We start from the raw sequence: 11,387 nt of genomic DNA, 5'->3' as shown, positions 1-11,387 counted from the left end.
GCCCTTATTTGCCCAATCCAAGATCACTTGCTTAGCCAGGACTCGACAGTCGCTGCGCCGTGCTCAGTTTTCCATTCCTTAAGGCCGCGATGGTTCCCGCCTTTCGTTTCGATGACTTCACCGGTGTGTGGGTTTTTATAGACCTTAACCTGGCGGGCTTTACGTGTGGCTTTAGGTTCAGATACTTGAGCGCGACGACCTGCATGTGGATCAAGCAGGTTGATCACGTCCTTCAAGCTGTATCCGTATTTTGCGAGCAAATCGCGCAGCTTCGTTTCGAATTCAATTTCTTTCTTAAGACCAGCGTCGCCCTTCAGGGCCTCGAGCGCTTGAAGCTGTTCGGCGAGATGTTTTTCAAGCTGGCGAAATTCTGCGAGTTTAGACATGGGAGCTTCCTAAGCAATTAGTATTGGCACGTTACAAGAGGATAGACATTAGATGGAAGGAGAAGACTCAACGCTTAGATTCTATAAGATGCTTCGGTATCCTTCGTATTTAATTGAATCAACGGGCTATCGATAGGAGTGTGAGCAAAGGCTGGGGGGCGCCAACAAATTGGGCTTCCTCCCTGCAGAGTCACAGCTTGAAACGCGAAAAAATAGTACGCATTGGCTGGAGATGTCTACGATGCTGGGGGCAGTCCAATCAGTGAAGTCGCGATTCGACACGCTCAAGAGAAATTGCGAAAGTGTCCTCGCAACCTGCGTGTTTAATTCTACGACTGCCCATGTGAAACGTGAACAGCCCTAATAAGCACTGTCGTTAGCGCGTATTTCTGTCTGTGGTGGGGGGTCGATACCGACCACTCGATTGCGTCCCGCACGCTTGGCTGCATAGGCACGACCATCTGCGACATTTAACAGATCGTCAAGGTGCTCGCAATTACTACCGAAAACTGCGACACCCGCACTCAGGGTCATGTTCAGTTGCTGGTCACTGAGCTCTAAGGGCGTCGCGGCAAGGTGCTCGCGCAAGGTTTCTGCGATTAGCATGGCCTGTTCCGCCCTGGCCCCCGGCAACAGAGCGGCGAACTCCTCTCCGCCCAGACGACAAAGTAGATCGGTGGCACGCAGACGTTTCGTTAGTATGCTGGCAAAATGGCAGAGCGCTTGGTCACCTGCGTCATGGCCAAAACGGTCGTTAATTTGCTTGAAGTGATCTATATCCAGGTACACCAGCGCTAGGGGAGTACCATTACGTAGAGCAAACTCTGACTCACGCTGAAATACCTCGGCCAGCTTCGCGCGATTAGCCAAGCCGGTTAAGTGGTCGGTAGTAACTAGCTCTATCAGACGCTGCTCGGTAAGAACTCGGGTACGCTCATAAGTGTGCGAGAAAATGGTGATTGCCAATGTCGCTAGACCAATGTCGAGAACGAAGCCAATATCGTCCACTGGACTCTTTTCTGCATGGTGCCTGGTGATCATGTACAGGCCAAGACTGACGAACAGCAGAGAACCAATCAGCCCCAGACGTAAGCCAAGCAGCAGGTAAAGAATTATCGGTATGGTCTGGATCCAGGCAAATATTCCTACCGATGTCTCTGGCGAGGCGAGCGTGAACATCATAACAGTGAAAAATGGCAGCAGATAAATGATGGTCAGGACTTGTAGTTTTTTGGTGCGGTCAATGATCATCAGCATGTACAGCGAGATGAACGCGTAAGCTAGTTCCAGCCCGGCCAGCAGCCAGTAACCACGGTTGGCGTTGAACAGTGAGAAGAAGATACCAAAGCACAGAGTTGTCCAAAGCAGCGACTTGAGCATCATGCGTCTGTGTTTCTCGCTATGGTCAATACGGTTGGGCATCGTATTTCCTTCGGTCATGCAAACTGTAGTGGCAATTGGCAACCACCAGTGTACCTCTTATCCACACTGAAATTGGCAACTCCGCCAACCATCTATCTATTACCGTCGAGAGTCGATTTTCGGTCACGCTGAATTAAGCGGGCCGCCGAATCACATCGACCTGATTTGGGTATAAGGTAAAAGCTGTCCGCTAGGCTCTATTTGTGACCTAGGAACCGTGAGGTAGCCCTGGAAAAGTCAACTGTCCCCAATGCTAGCCCCCCCCTTGAGTGTTGATGTGAAAGAAAAGAATCCCGAAGCGGTAGGGTTTATTTACATTGCGGGTGTGTTCAAACAGGTCTTTCTCCGCTGGATGGCGAGGGCCGCCCCTCCCCTTGCTGTACCTGAGCCTGCCCGGCTAGAGCTGTAGTAGTGAATCGCTCCTAGCTTATGCTTCGGGGCGATTCATTATTCAACAGGCCGGCATCCTTTGATTCGGTAGCAATTGCACGATCTTACTGGCTATCTGTGTCGGCAACGTGTCAGCACATCTTTGAGATAATGTAGCCAGCTCCTCCAGCAAATGCTCTTGACTGCCAAGGCCGATATTGCCGCTCAGGTCTGCAGATGCAGGGCATTTCTCCTCATCCAATACATGCAGCAAGGTCAGGGGAGCGCTGAGGCGTAGCCAGGCCCATGCTGCGTAATCGAAGACCGCCAATGAGGATTATGAGTTATCAATGCATGCCGTTACGTGGGTCATTGTCGTTCTCCTTAGTGGCTTATGAGCTTGTCGATGGCACCGGGTTTGTCATGAACAGCGAATCGGTCAACGATTGTTGCGCTGGCTTCATTGAGACCGAGCACTTCAACCTCCGCGCCTTCACGGCGGAACTTGATCACGACCTTATCCAGCGCTGCGACGGCGGTGATATCCCAGAAATGCGCCTGTGTCAGATCGATGGTGACTTTGTTGAGAGCTTCCTTGAAGTCAAAAACTTCAGTGAACTTGTCAGCAGAGCTAAAGAACACCTGGCCCACGACGCGGTAAGTCCGATGCGATTCCGTCTCTTCCAGTGTGCTCTCGATATCTAGGTAGTGCCCGACCTTATTGGCAAAAAACAGCGAAGCCAGCAGCACACCTACAAGTACGCCATAGGCTAGGTTGTGAGTGGCCACGACGACCACGACAGTCGCCACCATAACAAGGTTGGTCGACAGCGGATGCTCTTTCAGATTGCGCAAGGAATCCCAGCTAAACGTGCCGATGGACACCATAATCATCACTGCTACGAGTGCCGCCATAGGGATTTTGGAGAGCCACTCGCCAAGAAATACCACCATCAGCAGCAGGAAAATGCCGGCACACAATGTTGATAGACGGGTACGACCACCGGATTTCACGTTGATGATCGATTGGCCGATCATGGCGCAACCTGCCATGCCGCCAAGCATGCCGGCAGCGATGTTGGCCACACCCTGGCCTTTGCACTCGCGGTTTTTATTGCTGGTGGTATCGGTCAGATCGTCGACGATAGTCGCGGTCATCATTGACTCGAGTAGACCTACTACGGCCAAGGCAGCCGAGTACGGGAAAATGATGCGCAGGGTTTCAAAGTTCAGCGGCACTTCGGGCCAAAGGAAAATCGGCAACGTATCCGGCAGTTGGCCCATGTCGCCTACAGTGCGGATATCCAAGCCAAGGTAAATGGCGATGGCAGTCAGGGTCAGGATGCACACCAACGGTGACGGAATCAGCTTGCCGATCTTCGGTACGTATGGGGAAAGGTAGATGATCCCGAGACCCGTTGCGGTCATGGCATAGACGTGCCAGGTGACATTCGTAAGTTCCGGCAACTGCGCCATGAAAATCAGGATCGCCAATGCGTTTACGAAACCTGTGACTACCGACCGTGAAACAAACCGCATCAACGAGCCAAGCTTCAGGTAGCCGGCAAGGATTTGAAGTACGCCACATAGTAGGGTCGCGGCCAGGAGGTACTGAAGTCCATGCTCTTTTACCAGCGTAACCATCAGCAGTGCCATGGCGCCTGTCGCCGCCGAGATCATTCCGGGACGCCCGCCGATAAAGGCGATGACGGCACAAATACAGAAAGAGGCGTACAGACCGACTTTGGGATCTACCCCGGCGATGATGGAAAAGGCGATGGCCTCCGGGATCAGCGCGAGTGCGACGACGACTCCTGCGAGCACGTCTCCGCGAACGTTAGAAAACCACGTTTGATTAATTTTTTGCAGCATAGAAATATCCAAGGCAATGCACCGCACGCACACCACACAAATGGCGAGCGCATCGATACGAATTCAAATTGTGAGGATTATTTGACTGTGTGCTTTGGGTGTAAGAACCGGGCATACAGCAGCAAGCACCGCGAGCGAAACAGGCGGGTGCGAGGTGTTGCGAGGGGGCGTAGCGCTAAGGTGGCGTAGGCTGCCAGTAGATCGTTTGGAGTACAGTCATGCTGATGTTCCTGTAGCTCAAGGCGGAGGCGGCACTGATAATACCTTAAAGCTAATTTTCATTGCGACCCGTTACCTGACCGACGGCGCTTTGCATTTAGTCCTGCCCTTCCACGGCGCTTCCTCTACTCCGCTTTACCTGCCGGCCCTCCCCCTCCTTATCTCACTCGCTGCGCTCCAAGGCCGTTTGGAGCCAACGTTTTATTTGTATAGTCTTGCCCTGAATACGGCTACTTGAACGGGAGTTCCGGGTTGATCAAACCGATAATGCTGTTACGCCGAGGCTTCGCCTCAATGCGCTGGCGCACCAGGGTCACGTTATGGATTGCGGCAACCATTGCCGGCCTACTGGTGGTGGCTTTCGCAAGGCTGGCAGACATGGCACTGGCGCAGTTTGCTCAACAGACCGCTGAGCGAGCGTGGCTACCTTTTATTTACACCCCACTGATCGGCATGCTCGTAGTCTGGCTGACAACGCGCTTTTTCGTGGGCGCCCAAGGCAGCGGAATTCCTCAGGTAATCGCAGCAACACGACTTGCACGTCAAGGTAAGCCCACTAACAGACTGGTTTCACTGCGCATTGCTTTTGCCAAGATAAGCCTTGGAACTCTAGCACTGACCGGCGGTTTTTCGGCGGGGCGTGAGGGGCCCTCAGTTCAGGTTGCGGCATCCATCATGCACTTCTTTCACCGTTTCTTGCCCAATGCGCGAATCGTACGCAGCGAGGATCTTATTCTGGCGGGAGGTGCAGCGGGTATTGCGGCAGCATTCAATACGCCCCTGGCAGGGATAGCATTCGCGGTAGAAGAGCTGGGACGCAAGCTGGAAACCCGTACCAGCGGCGTTCTTCTTAGTACCATCATCCTATCTGGGATGGTTGCCATTGCCTTGCAGGGAAACTACAACTATTTCGGTCACTTCGGCATTCAGGACATCAACTTCGACATAGTCGTCCCGGCATTAGTCATAGGGGTTGGATGTGGGCTATTGGGTGGTTTGTTCAGCCGAATGTTGTTATGGCCGCAGCGGCATCCACACCTCATGATCTGGCAATGGCGGCGCCTGCACCCGGTGTGGTTTGCCGGCATCTGTGGATTGGTCGTCGCTATATTGGGGTGGCTGAGTGGTGGAATGTCGTTCGGTAGTGGCTACGGCATTACTTCTCAGGTCATCGCATCCGATTTAGTCCTGCCATGGCACGCGCCCATTACTCGCTTCCTGGCGACCGTAGTGACCTATTTCTCTGGTATTCCAGGCGGTATTTTCGCCCCTTCGCTCGCTGTAGGGGCTGCAGTCGGCGCCAATACCGCAGAGCTATTTCACTTAGCCGCTCCGCCCACCATTGCTCTCTGCATGGTTGGTTTTCTGGCTGCCGTTACTCAATCGCCAATAACCTCCGCAATCATTGTGATGGAGATGATTAATAGCCACAGCATGGTGATCAGTCTCATGGCGGTAGCCCTGATCGCCAAGGCTGTCAGTTCAAGAATGGGCCCTGAGTTGTATCAGCAGTTGGCGCGAGGCTTTCTCGAGAGTGCAGAACCTGCCACTAAGCCAAAGATTCCTACTCGATAAGCCTACCGCGTGGTCGTTCTAGCCAGTGAGCTCAGTTTATCCTTCTCATGCTGCAGCGCTAACGTGTCCTCTGCACGAGTGATAAGAAGATCCACGTGCCTGCCGCATGCATCCTTGAAGATCGCTGGGTTTATTCCAGCGAGACTGATGCACCTGCATCGCTTTGCCTTTCAGTGCAGCGTTGGCAATAGAAGATCGTAATCATCTATCCGATCCCTGCAATGACTGGATGTGTACGGCAACGTCTTTCAGCAGGCTTTTGAGTAGGTATTCACCCATTCCTAGCCCGCAGAAACTATATTCGCTAGCTCTTAAATCACTGTCGATTTCTCGGTGGAGACGTCTGTGTAGTCAGCTTACGATAGCGCGATCTGCATCAGTCTTCTCTCTCCGGGGCACCACTGAATGACGCCACTAAGTGCGGTTTTCCGCAACCTTCACCAAGATAATTTGTTGGTACTCGCCAACGTGAGCGATGCTGGCAGCGCACGTATTGTCGAGAGCGTAGGGAGTAAGGCAGTCGCGACCAGCAGCGCCGCCGTTGCTTGGGCGCATGGATACCAGGATGGCAATCAACTTCCCCTAAAACTGCTGACTACTACAGTTGAGTCAATGGTTCGAGTGCTTACAGTCCCCCTCACGGTCGATGTCGAAGGGGGCTATTCCGACGACCTTGAGTCGGTTGCTAAAGTTATTGACTGCGTAGTTAGGGCTGGAGCCGTTGGAATCAACATTGAGGACGGAACAGGCAGCACTGATCTGATTTTGCGAAAAATCGAAGTGGCAAAGAAGGTAGCAAACAAGCATGGAATAGACTTGTTCGTGAACGTACGAACTGACGTTTATCTGAGATGTTTGGTAGAGCCAGCGCGACAATTGCCAGAGACCCTCTTCCGTGCATCGCTGTTCGAGCAAGCAGGTGCAGACGGCATTTTTGCGGCTGGAATGGTTGAGGAAAACGACATTGCTACACTTTGCGAGGCAACGCGGCTACCCGTCAACCTGCTTGCCTGGAACGGCCAACCCGGCATGGATGAATTAACGAGTCTAGGCGTCAAACGGCTAAGCGCTGGTTCCAGCATTGCTGAATTCTTATGCGGCGCCAACAAGGCGTTCGCCAAGAGCTTCCTGCGAACGGGAAAGCTTTTCGAGTATCCATTGGACGCATATACCTACAGCGACCTGAATAACCTTATGGCAGCAAAAAAACACCTAAGCGAAAAGTTATCTTCGCCCTATTAATCTGTGATCCGCATGAAAATCGCCGCTGTTTTCCGCACCTCGAAAGCGATTTTCACACCCATTCGAGGACGAGGCTACGCTCTAATGAGATCTTACAATCACGCTCTTCCGCCCAGAAGCGAGATGGTAAATGCGATGCTATGCAGCGACACCGCCTATGAGGGCGTTTTTTTCACTGCTGTCAAAACTACAGGTATTTTTTGCCGCCCTACATGTGGTGCACGTAAGCCAAAGCCCGAGAATGTAGAGTTCTTTTCGCAGGCCAACGAAGCGATGGCTGCAGGTTATCGGCCTTGCTTACGATGCAAGCCATTAGATCTCGCGGCTTCCGCGCCAGATTGGGTCAAGGGGCTACTGGCCTCTGTATCTGCATCACCTGACGCTCGCTGGAGTGATGCTGAACTAACTACGCATGGTATCGATCCGTTACGCTTACGCAGGTGGTTCAAACAAAATTTTGGCATGACTTTTCATGCATGGATGCGCTCTAGAAGGCTCGGTGTCGCCCTAGGCCGGATTTCTTCGGGCGAAACCCTGGATAACACAGCATTTGACTTAGGATACGAGTCATTGAGTGGCTTTAGGGATGCTTTCAAAAAAACATTTCAAATGCCCCCCGGTAAGGCAACTGAAACGTCCCTCCTGCTTTATCGCCATCTGACTACACCGTTGGGCCCAATGATTGCCATGGCAGAGGAACGAGGTTTGGTACTCCTCGAATTTCTTGACCGTCCGGCGCTAACCGCTGAATTAAACGAACTGCGTGGGCGTCATGGGTATTCAATTGCGCCTGGCGAGCATCTCCACATCAAGCAAATCGAAGTGCAACTAAAACTTTATTTTGAGGGAAAGCTAAAGAAATTTTCAGTACCGCTCCATATGCCAGGCAGTTCTTTTGACAGGCTTGTGTGGGCAGAGCTTTTAAAAATCGACTATGGAACCATTTCAACCTACGGTGCCATCGCTGGGGCCATCGGTAAGCCAGGTGCAAGCCAAGCAGTGGGCAATGCAAACGGACACAATCGCTTATCCATTATCGTTCCCTGTCACCGTGTCATAGCGACGAATGGAGCACTCGCCGGATATGGCGGAGGACAGCCCCGAAAAGAATTTTTACTGCGTTTGGAGAAGACTGCTTTGCAGATAACTCAACAGGACGAATTCCTGTTGGATTAGCTGCTAATCGGAACATATGCAGACACAACTAAAGAGTTCCGGAAACAGACCCTCCGAACTCCAGAACTAATGGCGTAAGTCCCCACGTGTCAGCAGGTTAATTCCACATCACCTATTTCCCAACGGTGCTGGATTGAGTGATACGCGATGAGACATCCCGGGCTAACCACAAGACGTGTTGGACAGAACCTTACGATCAGCTATTGTCGCACCAGTTTAAGCTTGGCTTCTAACGTATCAGCGAGCGTTCTAAATGCAATCAATACTACGCTTCAGGACTATCACGTTTGGTCTGATGCTTTTTGCAAGCCAACCCCGTGCAGACTCACTGGTAAGCGAAGAACAACTCTTACTGCCCATCCAGGTTGACTCACATATTGAGAAAATCGAAGCATTAATCGTTCGTCCCGTAAAGGAGGGTAAGTACCCCATTGCACTGATTGTTAACGGCTCGGCGGCAACATCTCCGTCCGCCGCACATGCCGATTGGCTTGCTCATATCGCTCACGACTTTGCGCACCGTGGCTGGCTTGCCGCATCTATTGTATGGCCCGGCTATGGTCTTTCGACCGGAAACTTCATGAATGAAGGGGGAACTTGCACCAATCCCAACGTGGCACGATTTCTCGATGCGCATGGCAGAGAGCTTGGCGCCGCATTGGCGGCTGTGCGTGAGCGTCCAGATGTAGATCCATCCTTGGCAGTAGGTGTTGGTATCTCTATCGGCGGAGCGTCAATGCTAGACCTCGCGGCTCAACCAAGTCACCCATTGACGGCGGTAGTTAACATCTCTGGCGGCGTTTACCACTACACAAATGTGGGCTCTGCGGACTCTAATTGCTCGTTATATCAAACTGATCTTGTGCGAAACCTCACGAAATTTGGCAAAGGCAACCCAACGCCAACGCTCTGGATTTACGCCGAGAATGATCCGTTTTTCAGCCCAGATCTTGTAGGTCGGATGATCGCGGGCTACCGCTCGGCGGGAGGTAATGCTGAACTGGCGTTGCTACCCCCATTCGGTAGGGATGGGCACTCGCTCTACAAACAAGAAGCCAATACCCTTTTAAAGCCTCATATCGAAGATTTTCTCAGGAGCAACCGGCTTCCTGCCATGGACGACAGCGCATTAATGCTGCTGCTTTCGAAGCTGGCGCCCGAAGACCGTGCGAGCGCTGAGGCTTATCTTCAGAGCGTTACCGAGAAAGCCATGGCCATGTCCAAGGAAAGTAGCAGCATTTACTGGTACTACGGCGCGCGCTCACTCAAGACAGCACGAAAGCAGGCGCTTAGCAATTGTCGCAAGGCAACTGGCAAGCCCTGCCAGCTCGTTGCGCAAAATATGGAATTGATTGATGGCTGGCAAGATGTGGTTTCCCCATCGGAGAAATGACGAGCTGCTTGGCGTATCGACCATATCGCACTGAGTAACCAACGCAAGCGGAGCGCGCAGGCTGGCACAGCCGAAGGCGTGAAGGATGGACGCCCGCAGGGCCGAGATACGGCGGGACGCGGGAGCTCGGTTCGCCACAGCCTGCCCGCGCACAGCGGCTCGCCAACTGAAGTAAGTCAGTCAGATCTTGCGGCCCGACTCAGTAGCGCTAGAGAAGCCACCAACCCCACATCGGTAAACTCCCAAATTTTCCCACCAGGATAAGCAATCAAAATGGGGAGTGTATCGTAATGATAAATTACGACTGCTGCTTTGCCAGCTCAGCGATACCTCCATTGCCGTGCGCCAGAGTAGTAGAGCACTGATCACAAGGTAGTCAGGCGATTAAGCTGCTCAACCGAAGGAAATCCCAGTGTCCGATAGCGACGTGGATAGCCCGCTTCTGTAGCCAGCAGATCGCCAAGCTCGGATTCAAGTTCACTCCAGGAGACGGTTTTGACTGTCGCGTCCCCACCCTCAACAGGTTCAACCAACGCGACGCGATCTGTCTTGGGCAACAGCGTCAGTACACCTTTTGTCCAGGCGCTCATCGATACCGTCTGGTTTGGTTGGTCAGCCATTTGGAAGAGGTTGTAGGAGGCGACGAAGATGTCGATGCCCTTTTCCAGATTGAGCTTGTCGAGCAACTCTTTCTGATTGGCATAATTACTTTGCAGCAGCAAATGCTCCAGTGTAACCAACCGACTGCTGACCCCTTCATCATCACAGTTAAACGGTATGATATCGCGACCTTCGTAGGTGTAAATATCGGTAGAGACAGCACGCCCCCTTTCAAGAGCCTGGAAAGCAAGCTCTACCATCTGACGAATTCCCTGTTCGTCCTTGTCTCCAGTGACCATCAGGACGTCTCGACTGGGCACCATGAACACTGGCCGACCTTTAACTGGCACGCGCTGAAGTACATCTGGCAACAACACCCTGCTGGTGTCGTACCCATCCGCCCACTCCCCAGCGTATAGGCCTGGAATAATCTCCCCGAAGGCTTCGTTTGTCGTATCACGCAGGTTCTCGATGGAGATCTTTACCGCCTCTTCCATCGTCACACCCCAATGTGCTTCGGGGCCATTGGTAAGGGTGGCAGTGGACTCGGGCGAATCGACAGCAAGCAGAATAACGCAGTCTCGGCCCAAAGGCTGTGAAACATAATCGTACTGCTTGTCGCCATTTTTACGGGCGTGTTCCAGTCGAATTTCTTCAAGCATGGCAAGGTTGCGAATCACCGGACGCAGCTGTGCTTTGACATTATCAAACACTGTCTCGGTTTTTCTACCCGCCTCTAACAGCGTCGATACGTATCCGGTCAAAACGGCGGATTTCTGTGCTTTGTCTGCATTTTGATAGTCGCGAAAGGCATTATGGAGATTGAAGTACGATCCATTCCCATGGCGGATGCGGAACTCGTTCTTCTCAAAATTCAGATTCTCGCTGAAGCCAGCTTTACGAGTCGAATCCATAAATTTTTTGGCAAATGCTTCATCAGTTAGCGGTCGATTGAAGAATTTGTCGAGCAGGGAAAAAAGCATGTACAGAATCCTTTTTGTCAGCAGGCAATTGTAAACAGCGGGAATTGGGTAGGCTTAAACTTGTTCAGAGCTTGGGACGGCTGCTCTCCATATCGACAGCTATCAGACGAAATTGAGGTTACGTAGCGGAAAACGAGCAGCGCCAATCAT

Annotated in this window: 8 protein-coding genes and 2 pseudogenes; 5 read left to right on the top strand and 5 right to left on the bottom strand. The window is 52.3% G+C overall.

Annotated elements, in window-relative coordinates; translation table 11 throughout:
- Positions 1 to 23 precede the first annotated feature (23 nt).
- The gene (locus AOA59_RS29390; protein ID WP_094774134.1) at positions 24 to 386 is read right to left on the bottom strand and encodes a histone-like nucleoid-structuring protein, MvaT/MvaU family; all 363 of its coding nucleotides are present in this window, start codon (positions 384 to 386) and stop codon (positions 24 to 26) included.
- Positions 387 to 746: 360 nt separating this feature from the next.
- Positions 747 to 1,808 carry a GGDEF domain-containing protein gene (locus AOA59_RS29385; protein WP_099489899.1) on the bottom strand — a complete coding sequence of 354 codons (1,062 nt, stop codon included), beginning with the start codon at positions 1,806 to 1,808 and terminating at the stop codon, positions 747 to 749.
- A gap of 265 nt (positions 1,809 to 2,073) precedes the next feature.
- On the opposite strand from AOA59_RS29385, the pseudogene AOA59_RS33260 reads away from it, so the two are divergent.
- A pseudogene (locus AOA59_RS33260) lies at positions 2,074 to 2,209 on the top strand (GNAT family N-acetyltransferase); the annotation flags it as partial.
- 122 nt (positions 2,210 to 2,331) lie between these two features.
- Here AOA59_RS33260 and AOA59_RS33255 read toward each other — a convergent pair.
- Together AOA59_RS33255 and AOA59_RS29370 are read right to left on the bottom strand one after the other, a co-directional pair.
- Positions 2,332 to 2,508 (bottom strand): annotated as a pseudogene (locus AOA59_RS33255) (universal stress protein); the annotation flags it as partial.
- Between the two features lie 53 nt (positions 2,509 to 2,561).
- Entirely contained in the window at positions 2,562 to 4,049 is a 1,488-nt protein-coding gene (locus AOA59_RS29370; RefSeq protein ID WP_099489898.1) for a SulP family inorganic anion transporter, read from the bottom strand.
- Between the two features lie 471 nt (positions 4,050 to 4,520).
- On the opposite strand from AOA59_RS29370, the gene AOA59_RS29365 reads away from it, so the two are divergent.
- From AOA59_RS29365 to AOA59_RS29350, 4 genes are all read left to right on the top strand, one after another.
- Entirely contained in the window at positions 4,521 to 5,843 is a 1,323-nt protein-coding gene (locus AOA59_RS29365) for a chloride channel protein (protein ID WP_099489897.1), read from the top strand.
- Positions 5,844 to 6,248: 405 nt separating this feature from the next.
- On the top strand, positions 6,249 to 7,085 hold the full coding sequence (locus AOA59_RS29360) for an isocitrate lyase/phosphoenolpyruvate mutase family protein (RefSeq protein WP_003191438.1): 837 nt from the start codon (positions 6,249 to 6,251) through the stop codon (positions 7,083 to 7,085).
- Positions 7,086 to 7,169: 84 nt separating this feature from the next.
- Positions 7,170 to 8,261, top strand: a complete 1,092-nt coding sequence (locus tag AOA59_RS29355; protein ID WP_099489896.1) for a bifunctional transcriptional activator/DNA repair enzyme AdaA — start codon at positions 7,170 to 7,172, stop codon at positions 8,259 to 8,261.
- A 253-nt stretch (positions 8,262 to 8,514) separates the two neighbouring features.
- On the top strand, positions 8,515 to 9,654 hold the full coding sequence (locus AOA59_RS29350) for a hypothetical protein (RefSeq protein WP_099489895.1): 1,140 nt from the start codon (positions 8,515 to 8,517) through the stop codon (positions 9,652 to 9,654).
- A gap of 365 nt (positions 9,655 to 10,019) precedes the next feature.
- Here the strand turns inward: AOA59_RS29350 and AOA59_RS29345 are convergent, their stop codons facing one another.
- Positions 10,020 to 11,237 carry a DUF1444 family protein gene (locus AOA59_RS29345; protein ID WP_099489894.1) on the bottom strand — a complete coding sequence of 406 codons (1,218 nt, stop codon included), beginning with the start codon at positions 11,235 to 11,237 and terminating at the stop codon, positions 10,020 to 10,022.
- Positions 11,238 to 11,387: the final 150 nt, after the last annotated feature.

The organism is Pseudomonas sp. 2822-15, from assembly GCF_002742515.1.
Classification (GTDB): Bacteria; Pseudomonadota; Gammaproteobacteria; order Pseudomonadales; family Pseudomonadaceae; genus Aquipseudomonas; species Aquipseudomonas salomonii.
The sequence above is the reverse complement of the archived record's forward strand: the minus strand, read 5'-3'. Positions and strand labels throughout refer to the sequence as shown.

Coding starts and splice junctions, on each gene's coding strand:
- AOA59_RS29390 (WP_094774134.1), bottom strand. CDS start 386: ATGTCTAAACTCGCAGAATTTCGCCAGCTTGAAAAACATCTCGCCGAA.
- AOA59_RS29385 (WP_099489899.1), bottom strand. CDS start 1,808: ATGCCCAACCGTATTGACCATAGCGAGAAACACAGACGCATGATGCTC.
- AOA59_RS29370 (WP_099489898.1), bottom strand. CDS start 4,049: ATGCTGCAAAAAATTAATCAAACGTGGTTTTCTAACGTTCGCGGAGAC.
- AOA59_RS29360 (WP_003191438.1), top strand. CDS start 6,249: ATGACGCCACTAAGTGCGGTTTTCCGCAACCTTCACCAAGATAATTTG.
- AOA59_RS29355 (WP_099489896.1), top strand. CDS start 7,170: ATGAGATCTTACAATCACGCTCTTCCGCCCAGAAGCGAGATGGTAAAT.
- AOA59_RS29350 (WP_099489895.1), top strand. CDS start 8,515: ATGCAATCAATACTACGCTTCAGGACTATCACGTTTGGTCTGATGCTT.
- AOA59_RS29345 (WP_099489894.1), bottom strand. CDS start 11,237: ATGCTTTTTTCCCTGCTCGACAAATTCTTCAATCGACCGCTAACTGAT.